Raw genomic sequence first — 20,641 nt, 5'->3', positions numbered from 1 at the left:
ATGTCGTTCAATCACTATTATCAAAGCGAACTCAGCGCCCTGCGCGAGCAGGGCCGTGAGTTTGCCCGCCGCAATCCAGCGCTAGCACCCTATCTGGCGAGCAGCAGCAGCGACCCGGACGTTGAACGCCTGCTCGAAGGGGTTGCCTTTCTGACAGGGCGACTGCGCCAGAAGCTGGACGACGAACTGCCCGAGCTGACTCACTCGCTGATGCACCTGTTGTGGCCCAACTGCATGCGTCCCCTGCCGTCGTTCGCCATGCTGCAGTTTGCCCCTCTCAAGCGCCCGCAGCCGGAGCTGTTGATCCCGGCAGAGACACCGGTGGAGTCCCAACCGGTAGATGGCGTGCGCTGCCGGTTTCGCACCGCAGGCCCAACGCGTTTGCTGCCACTGGACATTCAGCACATTGACTACCAAAGCCATAGACTGGGCGCGCGGCTGGACCTGCGCCTGCAACTGACCAGCGAAGGCAGCCTGCACAGCGTCAAACTCGACAGCCTGCGCCTGCACCTCAGCGGTGACGAACACGTCAGCCGCAATCTCTACCTGTTTCTGACCCAGCACCTGCAAAGCATCAAGGTACAGGCACTGGATGCCGATGGTCTGCCGTTGAACACAGCGCACAGCGCTCTCACGCTGCCATCGGAACACCTGCAGGCCGCCGGCTTCGAGGCTGAGCAGGCATTGCTGCCCTACCCTGACAACACCTTTAGCGGTTACCGACACCTGCAGGAATATTTCGCCTTTGCGGAAAAATTTCTGTTCGTCGAACTCAAGGGTCTGGAGCAGTGGCAGCATCAGGCCGGCGACAACCTCAAGGCCGCGCGTGCCCTGACCCTGCAGTTCGAGCTACGTCATCCAGGCTGTCGGCAGATCAGTCCGGGCCGCGAGCACCTGCGATTGCACTGCGCGCCGGTCGTCAACCTGTTCGCCCACGACGCCACCCCCATTCGACTGGATGGCCGACAAGACCGGTACCTGCTGCGTCCATCGGAGCTGGCGGGCGAGCACTGCGGCATTTTCTCGGTTGACCGCGTCACAGGCTGGAAACCGGGCGGCATGGGCTACCGGCGCTACGCGCCGTTCGAGTCCTTCGAACATGACCGGCAACTAGGCAGCAGCGAGCCCGTGCCTTGCTACAGTCTGCGACAATATCCCTCGCTGCTTGGCGACAACCCCGACAGCTACCTGTGTTTTGCTCCGCAGACACAGGACCAGCAGGAAACCCTCTCGGTCGAGCTGACCTGTACCAATCACCACCTGCCCACCCGTCTCGCGCAAGGTGACATCTGCCTGCCCTGCGAGGGCACGCCCGAGTTCATCCAGTTTCACAATATCGGGCGGGTAACGCCCAGTTACGCGCCACCACTGCATGAAGACGGCCTATGGCGGCTGATCAGCAACATGGCCCTGAACTACCAGAGCCTGGAAGACATCGGCGCCTTACGCCGAGTGCTCGGCTCCTACGACCTGCCGCGTCACTACGACCAGCAGGCCGCGCGCGTCAGCCAACAGCGCCTGGATGGCCTGACCCGGGTCAGCCACCGGCAGATTGCCCGGCTTCAACAGGGCCTGCCGTTGCGCGGCATTCGCACCGAACTGCAGCTCGACGCGGAACACTATAACGGCGCAGGCGACCTGTACCTGTTCTGCTCGGTGCTAAACGAGTTTCTGGCCCATCACGCCTGCCTGAACACCTACCACGAACTGTCTGTCAGCACACTACAGGGGGATGCCTATCAATGGGTGCCGCGCTTGGGCCACCAGCCCCTGTTCTGACCCGTCTGCAGCGGGACATTCAGCACTACAGTCTTTACCAGGCCCTGCTGCGGCTGCTGGACCAGTTGCAACTGCAACACCCCACACTGAGCCCGCAAGCGCTGTACCGCCACATCAGCTTCAGCGCCAACCCGAGCCTGGGCTTCGCCACACGCGATATCGAGAAGTTGACATTCGAACAGCGCGCCGACGGTCTTCACTGCCATCTGCAGCTCAACCTGATCGCCCTCAGCGGTGCCGCCTCGCCGCTGCCGGCAAGCTACGTCGAGCAGGCCCTTGGTGAAGATGCTGGCAGCCGCAGCATCCGCGACCTGCTGGACCTGTTCAACGACCGTCTGCAACGCCTGCTGCTGCCTATATGGCAGAAGTACCGTTACTACAGCCGATTTCAGGGTGGCGCGAGCGATCAGCTATCGCTGCGCCTGCTGGCCACAGCCGGGCTGGACTGCGGCAACACCGATGCCGGCCTGGAGCCGCGCCGACTGTTGCCCTATCTGGGGCTCATCGGCATGCGCAGCCAGTCGGCCGAGCTGGTCTGCGCCGTGTTGCGCTACTACTTCCGCTACCCGCATATCGACCTGGAGCAGTGCCTGGCCCAGCACATCGAGATCCCGCCAGAGCAGCGATGCCAGCTCGGCCAAAGCAGCAGCACGCTGTCCCGCGACTGTGTCATTGGTCGCGCCGTTGTCGATGGCAGCGGCCGCTTTCGGGTTCACCTGCGTCACCTGGACTGGAACGACTTTCACCGCTTTTTACCCCCCGGGCAGGACCACGCCCCCCTCTGCGCTCTGCTCGCATTCGTACTGCGCACTCCCCTGCAGTACGACCTGCAGCTGCATCTGCGCCGAGACGAACTGCGTGAACTGCGCATCGGCCAACGCAACCCATGTCACCTGGGTTGGACCAGCTGGCTCGGAGAGCCTGACAGCGATGCGCTGATCAGGCTGGCACCCAACCGAAGAGACACCGCCCCATGCTGAATATCGACCTGCACCAACTCATACGCCTGCTCAGCCAGGACCTGCGCCGCGACCTTGAAGCTGCCGCAGCGCACTGCCTGCAGCGTGGTGGCCACAGCGTGCAACCGGAAGACCTGCTGCTGTGCCTGCTGCAACGACCAGACAGCCTGCTGCAGCGCGCGCTACTTGCCAGCGGCAAGGAACCCGACGTTATTGCATCTGCCCTGCAGCTAGCAGGCTCACCCGCCGAGGCGCAGCGCAATCCGGTGCTGTCGAGCGCATTGATTGCCTGGCTGCAACAGGCACTGCTGCTCGCCAGCACCGAGCTGCAACAGCGCCTTATCGACCAGCGAGCCCTATTGCTTGCCTGGCTGCGCAGCCCGCCAGCCAACCCCGAGCTACTGGCGACGCTCAACGCCGAGCAGGTGCTTGAGCAGGATAACCAGGGGCACGGCGCCGAGTCTGAGCCACCGGACCAGCTATTGGAGGAATTTACCCAGGACCTTACCCGGCAAGCCAAAGAGGGGGAGCTGGACCCGGTCCTGGGGCGCGAAAGCGAGCTGCGACAGTTGATAGATATCCTGTGCCGGCGCCGCAAAAGCAACCCGGCGATCCTCGGCGAGGCAGGCGTGGGCAAGAGTGCGCTGGTCGAGGGCCTGGCACAACGCATCATCGCCGGCACGGTGCCGGGCGTACTGCGCGACTACCGGGTGCTGGCACTGGATCTAGGCCTGCTGCAGGCCGGCGCGGGCATGCGTGGCGAGCTGGAGCGCCGCCTGCAGGGCGTCCTTCGCGCGGCAAGCCAGCCTGGTGCACGCATCATTCTGTTCATTGATGAGGCGCACACCCTGATCGGCCATGGCGGTGACGCCGGTACTGCCGATACAGCCAACCTGCTCAAGCCAGCGCTGGCCAGAGGCAACCTCAAGGCCATTGCAGCCACCACCTGGAGCGAGTACCGCAGGCACATCGACAAGGACCCAGCGCTGGCCCGGCGCTTTCAGCCAGTCATACTGCATGCGCCCGATGTAGCTCAGGCAACAGCCGTTCTGCGTGGCCTGGCCCCCCGCTACGCGGCAGACCACGGCTTGCACATCACAGACGAAGCGATCGTCGCCGCTGTCGAGCTGGCTGCGCGCTACCTGCCTGATCGGCAACTGCCAGACAAGGCCATAGACCTGCTGGATACCGCCTGCGCCCGGACACGCGTCAACCTGGCCTGCGCTCCGCTGGAGGTGGAACACCTGCAGGCGCAGGCACAACAGCTGCAGCAGCATGGCGCCGCCTTGGAGCACGATCACCGACGCGGCCTGACCGTTGACCTCGCCGAGCTGGACCACCTGCAGAGCGCCCAGCCCGCCGCGTTGGAGCAAGCTCAGGCACTGCACGAGCATTGGGCCAGGCAACGCGCCCTGGCTGAGCAACTGCATCAGGACGATCAGCAGCAGGGCAGCGTGCGCGCCGACCTGGTCGCCCTGCAGCAAGACCTGCCGCTGGTCAGCGCTGAAGTAGACCGCCGCGCCGTCGCCGAGGTCGTCAGCGGCTGGACCGGCATTCCGCTGACGCGCCTGCAGGGTAGCCGCAGTGAGCAGATTGCTCGCTTTGCCGACCAGCTGGCCCAACGACTGCATGGCCAGCAGGAGGCTATCGTCGAGCTGGATCAGGGCTTGCGCGCCGCCGCTCTGGGCCTGAGCCGTCCGGATCGCCCCAGCGGTGTGTTTTTACTGGTCGGCCCCAGTGGCGTCGGCAAGACCGCGACGGCAGAGGCCATTGCCGAGTTGCTGTACGGCGGGCCCGACTTTCTCACCATCGTCAACATGGGCGAGTATCAGGAGCCACACAGTCTGGCCCGACTCATTGGCGCCCCTCCCGGATATGTGGGCTACGGCGAAGGTGGCCAGTTGACCGAAGCAGTGCGGCGGCGCCCCTACTCGGTGGTACTGCTGGACGAAGTCGAAAAGGCACACCCCCAACTACTGAATCTGTTCTACCAGATCTTCGACAAGGGCACTGCCAACGACGGCGAGGGTCGCGAGATCGACTTTCGCAATACCCTGATCCTGCTCACCTCTAACTTGGCCAGCGAACAGATCAACCACCTTTGCCAAGCCCAGCGACCACAAGTTGCCAGCCTGCTGAAACACATTGAGCCCAGCCTGCGTGCGCACTTCAAACCAGCGCTGCTGGCACGCATGCGCGTACTGCCCTACTACCCCATGGGTACCGATGCGCTGGCGGCGGTGGCAAGACAACGCCTGCAGCGACTTGCTGACCGCCTCAGCGCCCGCCAACTGAGCGTGACCTACGAGGCCCCGCTAGCGGCTCATATCGCCACGCAATGCCATACCGAAGGCGGCGCGCGTCTGATCGAGCGTTGGATAGAGCGTCATATCCAGACACCCATTGCCAATCAGCTGCTGGCCAACGCCCCCAGCCCCCGAACCCTCCACTTGTCTGTTGCCGAACAGGGAGGCATTTGCTGTGACTTCGCTTGAATCACTTGGGCTACCGGAGACCCTGCACCCATTGACCTGCGCCGCACCTGTACTGGCCTGCCTGGCCGAGCTCGCCAGCGACCCGCGACAGCTGCAGCATCAATTGCTGGCCTGCGCCAGCAATTTCAGCCAGTGCGCACTGGCGCAACTCTACCTGCTGGACAAGACCCACACCGGGCTGCACCTGAACAGCCAGTGGCTCGATGGTGCGCCGTTGCAGATCGAACCGGAGGAAGACCCAGTCAACTGGTTTGATCAGCAACTGCTGCAATACTGCCTGTCCCAGAACCGCAGCCTGAACCTGCGCGCGCTCGACCGCAGCCTGTACGCAACGCCCTTCCTGCCTGAAACCGTGCAACCCTGGCGTAGCCTGCTATGCCTGCCCCTGCATGACGCCAACCAGCAACTGGCCGGTTTACTGGTGCTGGCGCGGCACCAGGGCGACATCGCCGACGCACTGAGCGAGCCGCTGAGCCATCTGGGCAGTATCGGGTTGGGTCGGCTGCGGCTGCTGCAGCAGCAACGGGACCTGCAGCACGCTCGCGGCGACTCCCCCGCTCTGCCCAGCACCCAGCCAGCGCACGGTAGCTTCGGGCTGATTGGCCAAAGCCCGGCGATGCAGCAGGTGTACCGCCTGATCAGCAAGGTACTGCACAACCCGGTGACAGTATTGATCGGCGGCGAAACCGGCACCGGCAAGGAACTCGTTGCCCGGGCGATTCACGACTACGGCTTTCGCCGTAGTCAGGCGTTTATTGCCCAGAACTGCAGCGCCCTACCCGAGCAGTTGCTTGAAAGCGAGTTGTTCGGCTACCGCAAGGGCGCCTTCACCGGTGCAATGCAGGATCGCGCCGGCCTGTTCGATGCCGCCGACGGCGGCACCCTGTTTCTCGATGAAATAGGCGACATGCCGCTGGCACTGCAAGCGAAGTTGCTGCGCGTGCTGCAGGAAGGCGAGATCCGCCCACTGGGAAGCACCCGCAGCCACCGGGTGGACGTACGCATCATCGCTGCCACCCATCAGCGCCTGCACGAGCAGGTGCAACGAGGCCTGTTTCGCGAAGACCTGTACTACCGGCTGGGCCACTTCCCGATCGAGCTGCCGCCGCTGCGCGAGCGCGGCGCCGATATCCGTCAGCTGGCCCTGCACTTTGCTGCAGACACCTGCACCTTCCTGCAACGCAGCCCCTGCCACTGGAGTGACAGTGCACTCGCCTACCTGGCCAGCCACCGCTTCCCCGGCAACGTGCGCGAACTCAAGGGGCTGATTGCCCGCGCGCTATTGCTGTGCGACGGCAATCTGCTGCTGCCTGAGCATCTGCAGCTGCCGGGTACCCCGCAGCACGCGCACCGTCTTGGACTGCGCGAGCAGCTTGACGTGGTGGAGCGCAACCTGCTGATCGAAGGGTTGCAACTGCATGGCGGCAACCAGACTCTGACCGCCCAGGCCTTAGGCCTGCCGCGCCGCACCCTGCTGTATCGCATGCAGCGCCTGGGCGTGACCGCCGCCACCCCAAAGTAGCATTGCTATGCACGGGCAAAACAGGCCAGATGGGGGCTGGTCTCGTTGGAGCGCACCATGTCACTTGCCCGCCTGTCTCTACTGACAACCCTCGCGATGTTGGCGTTTGCCGGCAACTCGGTACTCTGTCGCATGGCATTGCGCGATACCGCGATCGACCCGGCGAGCTTCACCAGCCTGCGTCTGGTCTCCGGCGCAGCCGTACTCTGGCTGCTATTGCGCTGCCGCAGTCAACCCGTGGTGGCCAGCGGCAACTGGGGTTCGGCCATCGCACTGTTCGTCTACGCCGCCGCCTTTTCCTGGGCCTACATCCAGCTCGATGCCGCCAGCGGCGCCTTGCTGCTGTTTGCTGCGGTACAGGTGAGCATGCTCGGCATTGGCCTACTGCGCGGCGAACGGCTCGGTGTACTGCAGACCGGCGGTTTCCTGCTGGCGCTGGCTGGCTTGGCTGTCCTGCTGCTGCCCGGCGCCAGCGCGCCGCCGGCAATGCCCGCGTTGAGCATGCTGAGCGCGGGTGTCGCTTGGGGGCTGTATTCACTGCGTGGACGCGGTGCCACCGACCCGCTGGCGGCCACGGCCGGCAACTTTGCCCGCGCGGTCCCGGTGACTCTGCTGCTGACGCTGCTCACGCTGCCAAGGCTGACGCTCGACACCAACGGAGTGCTCCTCGCGCTGGCATCAGGCGCCTTTACCTCCGGGCTGGGCTACGCCATCTGGTACGCCGCGCTCCCCGGTTTGCGCGCAAGTGCCGCAGCCAGCGTCCAGCTCAGCGTGCCGGTGATCACCGCCGTTGGCGGCCTGCTGCTGCTTGGTGAAACACCAAGCGTGACGCTGGCACTGTCGTCGCTAGCAATTCTGGGCGGTATTGCACTGGTGATAGCGGGTCCCAAACCAGCCAGCCACTAACTCCGTCGGCACTGGCGTTGGCGGGCCTGCTTCATGCACCATACCCGGGCCGCTGATTACGCCCAAAGGATTACCGCCATGAAGTTAGCCTCACGCCCGTTTCGCGGGTTGATCGGCTTTGGTTTGTTAACGCTCACCGCCTTGATCATCGCCTGCAGCGAGATACCCCAATACCCCCACAGCGAGCCTGCGGTATCGCCGCAACAGAGCTTTGCCTATCAGCGCGACATCAAACCCATTCTGGAAAATCGCTGCATGGCTTGCCACGGCTGCTACGACGCACCCTGTCAGCTCAAGCTGACCAGCGCCGACGGCGTCAAGCGGGGCGCCTCACAGCAGCAGGTCTACAATGCCATGCGCCTGGAGGACATGCCGCCAACCCGCCTGGGTACCGACGCACAAAGCGAGGCCCAGTGGCGTGAGCAGGGTTTCTTCTCGGTACTGCACGATGCCGATCAGGGGGCCGCCGCGGGGCTCGACGGCTCTTTACTGTTCCGCATGCTTGAGCTCGGCCAACGTAACCCGCTGCCTGCCAACAGCCGCCTGCCGGACGAGATCAAGATCGGCACTGCCCATAGCTTCAGCTGCCCCACCCTGGATACCTTTGCTGACTACGCCCAAGCCAACCCGCACGGCGGGATGCCGTACGCCACCACCGGTTTGAGCGCCGACGAGTTTGCCCGCCTGAGCCAGTGGATTGCCGAAGGCGCCGTCACCGAACCCATGCCCTGGCAGCCCTCAGCCGCCGAGACCGCCAGCATTGAGCGCTGGGAAAACTTCTTCAACCAGACAGGCCGACGCGAGCAACTGGTCGCCCGCTATCTGTTCGAGCACCTGTTTGTGGCACACATCCACTTCCCGACCATCAATGGCAGCAGCTTCTACGAGCTGGTGCGCTCCAGCACGCCGCCGGGCGAGCCGGTGGTGCCGCTGCGCACTGTGCGGCCCAATGACGCTCCGGAGCAGGCTTTTTACTATCGGCTACGGCCCCTGCGCGAAACCCTGGTAGAGAAAACCCACATCACCTACGGCCTGGACGATCAGCGCATGCAGCGCTGGCAACAGCTGTTTCTGGGCGACGACTGGGACCTGGCGGTGCTGCCCGGCTACGGTTACAGCGAACGCGCCAACCCCTTCGCTACCTTCATCTCCATTCCGGCCAAGGCACGTTACGAGTTCATGCTGGATACCGCAGAGTACTTTGTTCGCACCTTCATTCGCGGCCCGGTGTGCCGCGGACAAGTGGCGACTGACGTGATTCGTGATCACTTCTGGGCCATTTTCGAGGATCCGGCTCAGGAAGCCTACGTCAACAATCCGCTGTATCGCAGTCAGACCACGCCGCTACTGGGCCTGCCGGGCCAGGACAGCGACCTGTTGGACCTGGGCAGCGCCTGGCTGAAGTACAGCGGCAAGCGCAACCAGTATCTGCAACTGCGTCACCAGCACTACGGACAGCGCAAAACCGGCGGTGCGACCCTGGATGAGCTGTGGGATGGTGACGGCTACAACCAGGACGCGTTGCTAACCATTTTCCGCCATCACGACAGTGCCTCGGTACGCAAGGGGCTGTGGGGCAAGGTGCCCGATACGATCTGGGTCATGGATTACCCGCTGCTCGAGCGCACCTATTACGAGCTGGTGGTCAACTTCAACGTATTCGGCAGCCTCTCGCATCAGGCCCAGACCCGCCTCTACTTTGACCTGATCCGCAACGGTTCGGAGCAGAATTTCCTGCGCTTCGTCCCAGCCGCACAACGTCGGGCTCTGTATGACCAGTGGTATCAGGGGCATGCGCAGCTCAAGGACGCGATTGCCTACACCGACCTGGATCGCAATACACCCACCGCCCTGGACTACGGCGACACCCAGGGCAACAACGCAGCCGTGATGCGGCGCTTTGCTGTGCTGCTGGCCGAGCGTGCCGGAGCCGTTTCCGGCACACCGGACACCCTGAACCGCTGCCCGCAGAATAACTGCCAGCGCCCCGACCTCGGGCCCGAGCAGCAGGAAATCCAGCGCTTGCTGCAGCCACTGGCTCAAGGCACCGGTGCCACCCTGCCGGTGATCCAACAGCTGCCGGAAGTCAGCTTTCTGCGCATCACCAGCGCAGAGCAACGCTGGGTGTACAGCCTGGTGCACAACCGCGCGCACACCAACGTCGCGTTCATGTTCGGCGAGAAGGATCGCCTGCAACCCGAGCGCGATGATCTGACCATCATGGAGGGCACCCTCGGCAGCTACCCCAACTTCAGTTTTGACGTGGAGCTGGAAGCACTACCGGACTTTGTCGCTGCTCTGCAAGCAGCCCGGACTACTGAGCAGCTGCACAGCATCGCTGACCGCTGGGGCGTGCGCCGCACACACCCGCAGTTTTGGGAGATCTTGTCTGACTTCCGTCAGTACGTAGAAGAAACTGATCCGACCCAGGCGGGTCTATTCGATATCAACCGTTACCAAAACTTGTAATCACGGCAAAACCAAAGCGCCCGGCACGCCGGGCGAATTGGTTTACACTCAAAGCTGACCTATGGACCTTGTCGCCTCGGCGACCCTGCTGGAGGGAATCCCATGCCCAACCCCTCAATCCGCTACCTGCTGCCGATTGCCCTTGGCGCAGCGCTCGGCGCCTGCGCCAACAACAGCAACCAGACAGACGGCGCCGGTGAACAGCCCGACACCCTCGAAGAACAGGTGACACCTCGTACCAGCCTGGTCACCGGCTCGATCGGCTACCGTGAACGCATCGCCCTGCCTCCGGGCAGCGTCGCTCAGGTAAAACTGTCTGATGTTTCACGCGCAGATGCGCCCGCCGCAGTGCTGGCCGAGCAGACCATCACCCTGATCGGCACGCAGGTACCAGTGCCCTTCGAACTGGACGTTGAGCCCCGAATGTTCGATGCTCGCCTGCGCTACAGCGTCTCGGCGCAGATCCGCGATGCTGCAGGACAACTGCTGTGGACCACCGATACCAGCAACCCTATTGACGTCACTCAGCAGGTCAACAATATGGGGCTGCTGACCATGATCCAGGTGAATGGGCGCGTCGCGGACGACGCGCAGATTGTAGACGTCAGCGCACTGCTGCCGCTGCGGGCCGGAGGCAACGAGCCCGGCTGGACGCTGGAGATGGACGCCCAGCGCATCGCCCTCAACCGCCAGGGACAGACTGCGACACAGCTGACGCCCACCCCTACCGCCACCATGGCCGGTGAGAGCTACCAGTTTGATGCCAGCAATCAAAGCAACCAGCTGCGAGTCGACGTGACCCCGCAGCTATGCCGTGACAGCATGACCGGCATGCCACACCCCTATCAGGTAACGGTGCACAGCGGCGAGACTCCGCTGACAGGCTGCGGAGGTTCACCACAGAGCCTGCTCACGGCCCAACCCTGGCAAGTCGTCAGCATCAACGGCGCTGCGGTTGATCCGGATCATCCGGCCACCCTGCAGTTCAACGCCGACGGCCTGTTTGGTGGCCAGGGCGCCTGCAACCAGTTCACCAGCAGCTATCAGCTTGATGGCGAAAGCCTTAGTACCAAAGCGGTCGCGGCCACCCTGCGGGCCTGTATGGACCCGCTGATGCAACAGGACCAGCAGATGTTTGACCTGCTGCAACACCTGCACCGCTTTGATCTGGACGAACAAGGCAATCTGCTGCTGATCAGCAGCGATGACCGGCGTATCGTCGCCAAACCGCAGGAATAAGTCCGGGCGTGCGACCTGGCCAATTGGACAGCGCCGCACGCTTGGTGCATCATGCCGCGCCAAAGACCCTGCACCACGCAGGGTCATCGCCAGTAAAAGGTGTTCATGATGAGCGATCTGCCCCACTGCCCTGCCTGCCAATCAACCTATACCTACCAGGATGGCCTGCTGTATGTCTGCCCGGAATGCGCGCACGAGTGGTCAGAAGATGAGCAAAGCAATGACAGCAAAACCATCACTGATGCCAACGGCAACCCGCTGAGCGATGGGGACAGCGTCACCGTGATCAAAGACCTGAAAGTCAAAGGTTCTTCTCTGGTCGTCAAGGTGGGCACCAAAGTGAAGAACATTCGCCTGGTAGACGGCGATCACGACATCGACTGCCGCATCGACGGCATCGGCCCGATGAAGCTCAAGTCCGAGTTTGTCAAAAAGGCCTGAGGCCGCGGCACCGCACTAGCGACTGAATCGCACATGTCTGCGCAGCGGACTGTCCCCGCGCCAGACAAAGCCCTCGTAGTAGTAATGCATGAACGACACCACCAGCACGACCGCCGCCACCGGCCAGTAGTGCTGCAGGTTGTTCAGCGGCCAGGCAATGGCAACCGAACACAACGGCAACCAGAGCATCGGCACCCAGCGCCCGCGCGGCAACCAACGGTATAACCAGCCAGGCTCACCCCCCTGGTTGCGGTTGCGATCATGGGTGATGTACACGCTGTACGCGGTCAGGTCATGGATCAGGCGCGGCATCAAAATCACGAACAGCGTGTAGCCGAGCCGATCGATCAACAGTGCCGAGAGCAACAGCAGCGCGTTGGCCCACAGGTAGGCGCGCCCCAGTCGCCCCTCAGTCAGCCGCGCCAATTGCCAGGTCAGCAACATCAGCGCCGCGCAAAGCAGAGCGCCAGCCACACCCAGCAGCTGGTAGAGGTCTACTCCTGCAATCTGCACCCGCCCAAGAAACTGCTGGCCGTACACGTTGAGGTAAATGGCCAGACCGCAGACGATGGCCGTCCACTTCCAGCGCAAAAACAGCGCATCCGGGCGTCGCCCGGCCAGTACCAGCCCGATCCCTAACTGCTGCGACAGCACGTGATACACCGTGAAAGCAGCGAAGAAGACGAAAAGCACCTGATAACTCAGCGGCTGCGGCCCCAGTAGCCCCAGCAGGCTGATAGCGCAGAACACCAGCAATGCAGGTAACAGGCGCCGCCAGAAGTGGCCGATGTAGGCCGGTTTAGCAACGGTTAGCGCGCTGGCCACAATGTGCGGCAGCCCGAACAGCAGCGCCCACACAGCCCAATCGTTGGGGTCATCCGGAAGCCATTGCTGCTGCCAGTGACGACCCAAAAGCAGCAGGTCGGCCAGCACCACAAGCAGTGACAGAGGAATGATCAGATACAGCGCCAGCAGCCAGCGACCGTCAACGCTATGGGGAATGGTGTGGGGGTGCACAAGAAACCTGCCTTGGTTGTTTCTCGCCACTTGACCACAGGCTGACGCCTGCGCCCATCACCCGTAGTGGTTAGCAACCGGGGCAACACCGATTAGGTAGAAACATCACGTGAGGAGACCAGCGCCCAGAAGGCAGCGCGCCAGTCCAGCAGGTGGGGCCTGCTGTGCAAAGCGTGGACGCCGGTAGCCTTCGACCTCAGGCAAGCCTGAGGTCGAGAGCACAGGCAAACTACTTGCTGAGGTGCTTCATGCCGTCTTCCAGACCCTGCAAGGTCAACGGGTACATCTTGTCTTCAATCAACTCGCGAATCAGCTTGGTCGACGAGGTGTACTCCCAGGCATCCTTGGGATACGGATTGATCCAGATAAGCTTCTTGTATTTTTCCATGAAGCGCTGAATCCAGACGTAGCCCGCCTCCTCGTTCCAATGCTCCACGCTGCCACCCGGCTGGGTAATCTCGTAAGGCGCCATGGCCGCGTCACCGACAAACACCACCTTGTAGTCCGGCCCGTACTTGTGCAGCAGGTCCAGCGTCGAGGTACGCTCGCTGGTACGGCGCATGTTGTTCTTCCAGACTGACTCGTAAATGCAGTTGTGGAAGTAGTAGTACTCCAGATGCTTGAACTCGGTACGGCAGGCGGAAAACAGTTCTTCGCACACCTTGATGTGTGCATCCATTGACCCGCCGATATCAAATAGCAGCAGCAGCTTGACCGCGTTGCGCCGCTCCGGCCGCATCTGGATATTCAGCAGGCCCGCATCCTTGGCGGTGTGGTCAATGGTGCCATCGATATCCAGCTCGTCTGCAGCGCCCTGACGGGCGAATTTGCGCAGACGCCGCAGCGCCACCTTGATGTTGCGCGTACCCAGTTCCACCTGATCATCCAGGTTCTTGTATTCGCGCTGATCCCAGACCTTGACTGCCTTGCCCTGGCGTTTGCCGGCGTCTCCGACTCGAATACCCTCAGGGTTGAAACCACCGGAACCAAACGGGCTGGTACCACCGGTGCCAACCCATTTGTTGCCGCCTTCGTGGCGCTCTTTCTGCTCTTCGAGGCGTTTCTTAAATTCTTCGATCAGCTTGTCCAGACCACCAAGGGTCTGGATCTTGGCCTTCTCTTCCTCAGTCAGCATGCGCTCGAACTCCTTGCGCAGCCAATCATCGGGAATCATCGCCTCAATCAGCTGATCGAGGTTTTCCAGCCCCTTGAAATAGGCACCAAAGGCACGGTCGAACTTGTCGAAATGGCGTTCATCCTTGACCATGACCGTGCGCGCCAGATAGTAAAACTCGTTCATATCGGCGAACACCACATGGTGCTTCAGCGCATTGATCAGATCGAGCAGCTCGCGGACCGACACCGGTACCTTGGCTGCACGCATTTCATTGAACAGGCCCAGTAACATCGGGCACCCCCTTGGCAGGTTGTTGAAAAACGCGGGCGATGCGGCCAGCGCCGGGTTCAGTTACCAGGCTGCTATTGGATGGTCGCGCTCGCTCCGCAGGTCGATTTTCAACCGCCTGCTAGCGATTCTGGCGACGGGTCATAAAGGCCAGACGTTCCAGCAGCTGGACATCCTGCTCGTTCTTGACCAGCGCGCCGTAGAGTGGCGGAATCGCCTTGGTCGGGTCACGATCACGCAGCACCGCTTCGGGAATCTGGTCAGCCATCAGCAGCTTCAGCCAGTCAACCAGCTCGGAGGTAGACGGCTTCTTCTTGATACCCGGCACCTTGCGTACATCGAAAAAGATATCCATGGCTTCGGACAGCAGCGCACTCTCGATCTTAGGGAAGTGCACTTCCACAATCTTCTTCATGGTGTCGCGATCGGGGAAAGCGATGTAGTGGAAGAAGCAGCGGCGCAGGAAGGCGTCTGGCAGCTCTTTCTCGTTGTTGGAGGTAATGATGATGATCGGACGCTGCTTGGCCTTGATGGTCTGATTGGTCTCGTAGACATAGAACTCCATCTTGTCGAGCTCTTGCAGCAGGTCGTTCGGAAACTCGATGTCGGCCTTGTCGATCTCGTCAATCAGCAGAATGGCGCGTTCTTCCGACTCGAAAGCCTCCCACAGCTTGCCTTTCTTGATGTAGTTGGCGACGTCGTGAACCTTGTCGACACCGAGCTGGGAGTCACGCAGGCGGCTGACGGCGTCGTACTCGTACAGGCCCTGGTGCGCCTTGGTGGTGGACTTGATGTGCCAGGTAATCAGTTTGGCGCCCATGGACTCGGCCAGTTGTTCAGCCAGCATGGTTTTACCGGTGCCCGGCTCACCCTTGATCAGCAGCGGGCGTTCCAGTGTGATAGCGGCGTTAACCGCCAGTTTCAGGTCGTCGGTAGCGACGTAGGACTGAGTACCTTCGAACTTCATCGGATATTCCTTGGGCCGGAGCCGTGTTAAACCAGAAAAAAGATCGAAAACTATAGCCTGTGCCTGTTTGCACTGTAAACGCAGGCTACGGGAACCAAAGCCCGGCTGATGCCGGGTTATCAGTCACTGCGAGATAGATTCAGGCGCTGTTACTGGTCCGGGTCGACTCGTTCGAAGCGGCTGGTAAACGCCTCAACAAAGGCATTTCGCAAAATATTGAAAAACGCCTGCCAGGCGCTGACATCAGGGGAGCGGACGGAGCCCTCCAGGTCTACACGGGTGGCAAATTGATCGGCCTGCTGGTTCTGCAACAGTTGCTGTCCGCCCCCGACAACGGCTTCCCACAACCCGCGAACCAGGCTCTTTTCCGGGTTGCGCAAATCTTGCTGCACGTCAAAGATGTCCGCACCGCGCACCAGCGGCTTGATATAGCCCTGCATCTGACCGTCGCGAACCTCCGCTTCCAGGACAAGATCGCCGGTACCGGCGTTGAAATCAAAGCGCCCATAAGCGGTCGCAAAGTCATTCAGTCGCGGTAGCTCGACATCGGTTACGCGCAGGCGCATATCCGCATTCTCCCAGTCCCCCAAGGGATCGAAGCGTGAGGAAAACTGCACAGGTGCGTGCGCAAGCAACAGGCCCTCGCCTTCCAGGTCCGCATCACGCGCGCCTTCGCGCTGCTCAGCGTTGGTCAGGTTGTGGGCGGTCAGGTGCAGTTGATTGACGTACAGATTGACCGGCGGCTCGGAGTGAAAATTACGGAAGGCCACTTCACCATCGTAGACTTCTACCCGATCCAGCCGCACCGGAATCAGCTCCTGCAACGCCTGACGCCAGCCTACGCCCTTCCCCGTCTGCTTCTGCTCATCGCTATCGCCGTCGACAAAGTTCAGCTGCGGGGAGTAGAGGTCTACTTCAGCGACGATACTGCCGCTTTCCCAGAACGGGCGCAGACGCATCTTGATATCAGTACGCGGCAGTCGCACAAAAGGCACCTGCTGCTCACCATCCACCTTGACGATATTCAATTGGTTGAGCCGATAAGCCCCACGCCAGAGCACAATATCAACGTCTTCAACATGACCGCGATAATCGCCCATATCGGCCATCTTGCGGTTCATGAGGTCCTTGATGAAATAAGGCAACAGCAGGTGCACCGCCAGCAACAGCAGCGCCAGTAGCACCAGAAAAGACCAACCTAGCTTGGATCGACGTGTCATGCCCAATGGACCAGCGCAGCGGCCCAGGGTTCAGCCAATTGACGTTAATACCTGCCCAGCATAGGCTGATTGGCCCACCCTGCTGCCATTGTTTACAAGGAGTCGCCATCATGAGCCGCATTTTCGCAGACAACTCCCAGGCCATCGGCAACACGCCGCTGGTTCGTATCAACCGCCTTGGTCCGAAGGGCGTCACCATTCTCGCCAAGATCGAAGGCCGCAATCCCGCCTACTCGGTCAAGTGCCGTATCGGCGCGAGCATGATCTGGGATGCCGAGTCCAGCGGACGGCTCAAGCCCGGCATGACCATCGTCGAGCCGACGTCCGGCAACACCGGCATCGGCCTGGCCTTCGTCGCCGCCGCGCGCGGCTACAAACTGGTGCTGACCATGCCCGCCTCAATGAGTCTGGAACGCCGCAAGGTACTCAAGGCACTCGGCGCCGAACTGGTGCTGACGGAGCCGGCCAAAGGCATGAAGGGGGCAATCGACAAGGCGCAGGAACTGACCAGCCAGCACCCGGACACCTACGTACTGCTGCAGCAGTTTGAAAATCCGGCCAACCCGGCAATCCACGAAAAAACCACCGGCCCCGAGATCTGGAAAGATACCGACGGCGCCATTGATGCCCTGGTCGCCGGCGTTGGCACCGGCGGCACCATCACCGGGGTATCGCGCTACATCAAGCAGAGCTGCGGCAAACAGATCATCTCCATCGCCGTCGAGCCCAGCTCCTCGCCGGTGATCACCCAAACCCTGCAGGGCGACGAAGTCAAACCCAGCCCGCATAAGATTCAGGGCATCGGCGCCGGCTTTGTCCCCGCCAACCTGGATCTCAGCCAAGTCGACCGGGTCGAACAGGTCAGTGACGAGGAAGCCAAGGACATGGCCCTGCGGCTGATGCGCGAAGAAGGCATCCTGGTGGGCATTTCCTGCGGCGCAGCCATGGCCGCTGCGGTGCGGGTGGCCGAAGAGCCAAGCATGCAGGGCAAGACCATTGTCGTCATCCTGCCCGACTCGGGCGAGCGCTACCTGTCCTCAATGCTGTTCACCGACCTGTTTACCGAGCAGGAAACCGTTCAGTAAGCGCCAGCCCATCGAACAACACCGTCGCCCACCGCGACGGTGTTGCCGCGCAGGCAGCCAACTGGCTATGCTGCGAGCTTTAGCCCCTCAGCTCGCAGGCCCTCCATGCCCCAATCCTCAGACCAGATAGCCCAGCAGATACTGTCCGGCTTCGATCGCTACCGCCGACTCTTCCGCGACCTTACCTCCGGCGCCCGGGCGCGCTTCGAGCAAGCGCGCTGGAACGATATCCAGGAAGCGTCCACCTTGCGCATCAATGCCTATGAGGAACAGGTGCAGGAAACAGCCGACGGGCTGGCGGGCAGCACCTTCGGCCCCCAGATACTGAGCGTCGACACCTGGCCGGGCATTCGTGAGGCCTATATCCAGCTAATTGATCAGCGCTTTGACGACGAGCTGGCCGAAACCTGGTTCAACTCCATCTTTTGCAGCCTGCACCAGCACGACCAGATCAGCGACAACACCATGTTCGTGCATAGCACCCGCCCGGTCACCCGTCCGCCGTCGCGCATCGCGCTGACGCGCGGTTTCATCTCCGAAGGGTCACTGCAAGGGCTGGCACACCAGATTCTCAGCGAGTACAGCTTCGATGTGCCCTGGGAGGACATGACCCGTGATGTAGGCATGATCGTCAACGAGCTGCAGCAGGGCTTGCCCGACTGGGCGCAAATGGACCGCGGCTTGACCGCCGAAATGGTACAAAGCGTCTTTTACCGCAATAAAGGCGCCTACCTCGTCGGCCGACTCATCAGCCAGCACGAACAATGGCCCTTTGTTCTGCCGCTGGTGCATCGGGAAAACCGCGGCATCAGCGTTGACACCGTCATCACTGACGAGTCGGAAGTCTCAATCATCTTTTCCTTTACTCGCTCCTATTTCATGGTCGAGTGCGCAGTGCCCAGCGAGCTGATTGGTTTCATCAAGCAATTGATACCTGGCAAGCACCTGGCCGAACTGTATACCGCCATCGGGTTCTACAAGCAGGGCAAGTCCGAGTTCTACCGCGCGCTGATTGCTCACCTGGCCAACTCCGACGATCGCTTCATCATGGCGCCCGGCGTGCGCGGCATGGTGATGAGCGTATTCACCCTGCCCGGCTTCAATACCGTGTTCAAGATCATCAAGGACCGCTTTGCGCCGTCCAAGAACATCGACCGCGCCACCGTTATCGAAAAGTACCGACTGGTAAAGCGCCACGACCGCGTCGGTCGCATGGCCGACACCCAGGAGTTTGCCGACTTCCGCTTCCCCCGCGACCGCTTCGACCCCGAATGCCTGAAAGAGCTGCTGGAGGTGGCGCCCTCGACAGTGGTAGAAGAAGGCGACAGCATCCTGATTCGCCACTGCTGGACCGAGCGCCGGATGACCCCGCTGAACATCTATCTGGAACACGCCAGCGAAACGCAAACGCACGATGCCCTGCTCGACTACGGCAAGGCAATCAAAGAGCTGGCCGCGGCCAATATCTTTCCTGGCGACATGCTGCTGAAGAACTTCGGCGTCACCCGGCACGGGCGCGTGGTGTTCTATGACTATGACGAAATCAGCTACCTGACCGAAGTTAACTTTCGTGTCATTCCAGAGCCGTTGTACCCGGAACAGGAGCTGGCCTCCGAGCCCTGGTACTCGGTGTCGCCCAATGACGTCTTTCCGGAGGAGTTCCCGGTATTTCTGTTTGCCGATATTCGTCACCGCCGCCAGTTCGCCGGCATGCATGGCGACCTGTTTGAGGCCAGCTACTGGAAAAGCCTGCAGGCCCAGATCGAAGCGGGTCAGGTGATCGACGTCTACCCCTACCGCAGAGCGGCTGCAACGCCCTGAAACCGGGGTTTTACGCGGGCTTAAAAAAAATGTGGAACAAGGGTGTGATTTTCTGAATCTGACGTATACTCAATGCTGTTTATTCGCGTCCAAGGACGGCTGTCAAGATCCCTTGACTTGTTGTACTGAAAGGCGCAGAGTGAGCGCGTAGGTTTTCAAGAGATAGAGTTGTAGGCTGCAAACGCACTTCTCAGTACGTAAGTTTGTCATCTCGTAATCTTTGATTCCCACGCTTAATTGAGTGAAAGCTCAAGTATTTCAATCTGATAGGAATTAGCTGAAATGGCAACTGGTACAGTCAAGTGGTTCAACGACACTAAAGGTTTTGGTTTCATCACTCCGGATGGCGGTGGAGACGATCTGTTCGCTCACTTCTCCGAGATCAAGGTTCAGGGCTTCAAGTCCCTGGCTGAGAACCAGAAAGTGTCTTTCGACGTGACCACTGGTCCGAAGGGCAAGCAGGCTGCAAACATTCAGATCATCGGCTAATCCGATGCGCTGAAGAAAACCCGGCTCCGGCCGGGTTTTTTATTGCCTGAACATCAGCCAAAAAGCACTCGCCTCCTTCGCCCCAACGGGCTACCCTATGCGCTATTGCATAGGCTATCCAACCTCCCGCTCCCGTCCTGGGCAGCCCCTGGATGCCGCAACTTGATCACCTCTACCACCCTCGCCCGATGACCTGACCGTCGGCGGCGAGCAGGACAGTCTTTCACAGGGGGCCACCAGTGGATACCACGGTCAGCAGTCAGAACCCGGATGCACTCAAAGTCATCATTTTCCGCGCGGCAGAAGCCATCGTCAGCGAGCTTGGCGCATCGCAACTCACCTTTGCCAGCCTGAGCGAACGCAGCAAGATCGAAGAAGCCACCCTGCAGCAGATGTTCCCGGACCGGGATGCCCTGCTGACCGCCATGATTGAATACCGCCTTGAGCGCTTCCGTGTCCGCTGGGGTGCATACGAGAGCGTGCTGCCCGATGAGCCGATGCGCGAACTCAAGGCGTTGCTGCTGAGCAACATGAGCGAGTCAAGCGAAGAGAAGAACCTGGACTCGGCCATCTTTGCCGCCGCCGCCAGCAACCCGGCCCTGCTGCAAACCAGTGCCGACAACGTCGAAGGTCTGTTCGATATTCTTGAGAAGTCGCCGCTGGGCCTGGCTCAGGCGGCGATTCTGTTCTTCTCGGTACGTGGCTATCGTCTGTTTGAGCAATTGGGCATGTGCCCGATGACCGATGCCCAGCGCACCGAGTTTCAGGAGCAGGTCATGCGCCTGGCGCGCATGATGCACGAGCAACGCAACGGCGAGTAAGCCGGG

The 20,641-nt window shown here is 61.3% G+C and carries 16 protein-coding genes; 12 read left to right on the top strand and 4 right to left on the bottom strand.

Annotated features, from left to right (window positions below):
• The 8 genes from tssF (at position 1) to ASB58_RS05500 (ending at position 11,810) form a co-directional block, all read left to right on the top strand.
• Positions 1-1,779, top strand: a complete 1,779-nt coding sequence (gene tssF, locus ASB58_RS05535; protein WP_118129612.1) for a type VI secretion system baseplate subunit TssF — start codon at positions 1-3, stop codon at positions 1,777-1,779.
• Positions 1,743-2,759 (top strand): type VI secretion system baseplate subunit TssG, encoded by a 1,017-nt coding sequence (tssG, locus tag ASB58_RS05530; RefSeq protein ID WP_118129611.1) that lies wholly within the window; start codon positions 1,743-1,745, stop codon positions 2,757-2,759. The genes tssF and tssG overlap by 37 nt, the downstream gene beginning before the upstream one ends.
• Complete coding sequence (gene tssH, locus ASB58_RS05525) at positions 2,753-5,233, top strand: type VI secretion system ATPase TssH (protein WP_118129610.1); 2,481 nt, start codon at positions 2,753-2,755, stop codon at positions 5,231-5,233. Before tssG ends, tssH begins: the two co-directional genes overlap by 7 nt.
• Positions 5,220-6,755 (top strand): sigma-54 interaction domain-containing protein, encoded by a 1,536-nt coding sequence (locus ASB58_RS05520; protein ID WP_407920659.1) that lies wholly within the window; start codon positions 5,220-5,222, stop codon positions 6,753-6,755. The genes tssH and ASB58_RS05520 overlap by 14 nt, the downstream gene beginning before the upstream one ends.
• 57 nt (positions 6,756-6,812) lie before the next feature.
• Complete coding sequence (locus tag ASB58_RS05515; protein ID WP_118129609.1) at positions 6,813-7,661, top strand: DMT family transporter; 849 nt, start codon at positions 6,813-6,815, stop codon at positions 7,659-7,661.
• Between the two features lie 78 nt (positions 7,662-7,739).
• Complete coding sequence (locus ASB58_RS05510) at positions 7,740-10,130, top strand: fatty acid cis/trans isomerase (RefSeq protein WP_118129608.1); 2,391 nt, start codon at positions 7,740-7,742, stop codon at positions 10,128-10,130.
• A 102-nt stretch (positions 10,131-10,232) separates the two neighbouring features.
• The gene (locus tag ASB58_RS05505) at positions 10,233-11,369 is read left to right on the top strand and encodes a YbaY family lipoprotein (protein WP_118129607.1); all 1,137 of its coding nucleotides are present in this window, start codon (positions 10,233-10,235) and stop codon (positions 11,367-11,369) included.
• Positions 11,370-11,477: 108 nt separating this feature from the next.
• Positions 11,478-11,810, top strand: a complete 333-nt coding sequence (locus ASB58_RS05500; protein ID WP_096004755.1) for a zinc ribbon domain-containing protein YjdM — start codon at positions 11,478-11,480, stop codon at positions 11,808-11,810.
• 15 nt (positions 11,811-11,825) lie between these two features.
• On the opposite strand, the gene ASB58_RS05495 is transcribed toward ASB58_RS05500, so the two are convergent.
• The 4 genes from ASB58_RS05495 to ASB58_RS05480 all read right to left on the bottom strand — a co-directional run bounded on the left by ASB58_RS05495 (position 11,826) and on the right by ASB58_RS05480 (position 16,419).
• Positions 11,826-12,827 carry a hypothetical protein gene (locus ASB58_RS05495; protein WP_118129606.1) on the bottom strand — a complete coding sequence of 334 codons (1,002 nt, stop codon included), beginning with the start codon at positions 12,825-12,827 and terminating at the stop codon, positions 11,826-11,828.
• A 229-nt stretch (positions 12,828-13,056) separates the two neighbouring features.
• Positions 13,057-14,235, bottom strand: coding sequence for a vWA domain-containing protein (locus tag ASB58_RS05490; RefSeq protein WP_096004753.1), 1,179 nt, complete (start codon positions 14,233-14,235; stop codon positions 13,057-13,059).
• Between the two features lie 118 nt (positions 14,236-14,353).
• Entirely contained in the window at positions 14,354-15,199 is an 846-nt protein-coding gene (locus ASB58_RS05485) for an AAA family ATPase (RefSeq protein ID WP_096004752.1), read from the bottom strand.
• A gap of 149 nt (positions 15,200-15,348) precedes the next feature.
• Positions 15,349-16,419: a DUF748 domain-containing protein gene (locus tag ASB58_RS05480; RefSeq protein ID WP_118129605.1), complete on the bottom strand. Its 1,071-nt coding sequence runs from the start codon at positions 16,417-16,419 to the stop codon at positions 15,349-15,351.
• Between the two features lie 110 nt (positions 16,420-16,529).
• Here ASB58_RS05480 and cysK point away from each other — a divergent pair, with 110 nt between their 5' ends.
• The 4 genes from cysK (at position 16,530) to ASB58_RS05460 (ending at position 20,635) form a co-directional block, all read left to right on the top strand.
• On the top strand, positions 16,530-17,504 hold the full coding sequence (gene cysK / locus ASB58_RS05475; protein ID WP_118129604.1) for a cysteine synthase A: 975 nt from the start codon (positions 16,530-16,532) through the stop codon (positions 17,502-17,504).
• A gap of 105 nt (positions 17,505-17,609) precedes the next feature.
• Positions 17,610-19,325: a bifunctional isocitrate dehydrogenase kinase/phosphatase gene (gene aceK, locus ASB58_RS05470; RefSeq protein WP_118129603.1), complete on the top strand. Its 1,716-nt coding sequence runs from the start codon at positions 17,610-17,612 to the stop codon at positions 19,323-19,325.
• A gap of 282 nt (positions 19,326-19,607) precedes the next feature.
• A complete protein-coding gene (locus tag ASB58_RS05465) occupies positions 19,608-19,814 on the top strand; it encodes a cold-shock protein (protein ID WP_083727464.1) in 207 nt (68 codons plus the stop codon).
• Between the two features lie 239 nt (positions 19,815-20,053).
• Positions 20,054-20,635 (top strand): TetR/AcrR family transcriptional regulator, encoded by a 582-nt coding sequence (locus tag ASB58_RS05460; protein WP_096004748.1) that lies wholly within the window; start codon positions 20,054-20,056, stop codon positions 20,633-20,635.
• The last annotated feature ends 6 nt before the right edge of the window (positions 20,636-20,641 follow it).

Origin of the sequence: Pseudomonas abyssi (assembly GCF_003444685.1) — a bacterium.
In the GTDB taxonomy this organism is placed as follows: Bacteria; Pseudomonadota; Gammaproteobacteria; order Pseudomonadales; family Pseudomonadaceae; genus Halopseudomonas; species Halopseudomonas abyssi.
Note: the sequence above shows the minus strand (reverse complement) of the source record. Positions and strands in the feature narration are given on the sequence as shown.

Bases quoted from the DNA above. Each gene is read 5' to 3' on its own strand.
- tssF (WP_118129612.1), top strand. From the start codon at position 1: ATGTCGTTCAATCACTATTATCAAAGCGAACTCAGCGCCCTGCGCGAG.
- tssG (WP_118129611.1), top strand. From the start codon at position 1,743: ATGGGTGCCGCGCTTGGGCCACCAGCCCCTGTTCTGACCCGTCTGCAG.
- tssH (WP_118129610.1), top strand. From the start codon at position 2,753: ATGCTGAATATCGACCTGCACCAACTCATACGCCTGCTCAGCCAGGAC.
- ASB58_RS05515 (WP_118129609.1), top strand. From the start codon at position 6,813: ATGTCACTTGCCCGCCTGTCTCTACTGACAACCCTCGCGATGTTGGCG.
- ASB58_RS05510 (WP_118129608.1), top strand. From the start codon at position 7,740: ATGAAGTTAGCCTCACGCCCGTTTCGCGGGTTGATCGGCTTTGGTTTG.
- ASB58_RS05505 (WP_118129607.1), top strand. From the start codon at position 10,233: ATGCCCAACCCCTCAATCCGCTACCTGCTGCCGATTGCCCTTGGCGCA.
- ASB58_RS05500 (WP_096004755.1), top strand. From the start codon at position 11,478: ATGAGCGATCTGCCCCACTGCCCTGCCTGCCAATCAACCTATACCTAC.
- ASB58_RS05490 (WP_096004753.1), bottom strand. From the start codon at position 14,235: ATGTTACTGGGCCTGTTCAATGAAATGCGTGCAGCCAAGGTACCGGTG.
- ASB58_RS05485 (WP_096004752.1), bottom strand. From the start codon at position 15,199: ATGAAGTTCGAAGGTACTCAGTCCTACGTCGCTACCGACGACCTGAAA.
- ASB58_RS05480 (WP_118129605.1), bottom strand. From the start codon at position 16,419: ATGACACGTCGATCCAAGCTAGGTTGGTCTTTTCTGGTGCTACTGGCG.
- cysK (WP_118129604.1), top strand. From the start codon at position 16,530: ATGAGCCGCATTTTCGCAGACAACTCCCAGGCCATCGGCAACACGCCG.
- aceK (WP_118129603.1), top strand. From the start codon at position 17,610: ATGCCCCAATCCTCAGACCAGATAGCCCAGCAGATACTGTCCGGCTTC.
- ASB58_RS05465 (WP_083727464.1), top strand. From the start codon at position 19,608: ATGGCAACTGGTACAGTCAAGTGGTTCAACGACACTAAAGGTTTTGGT.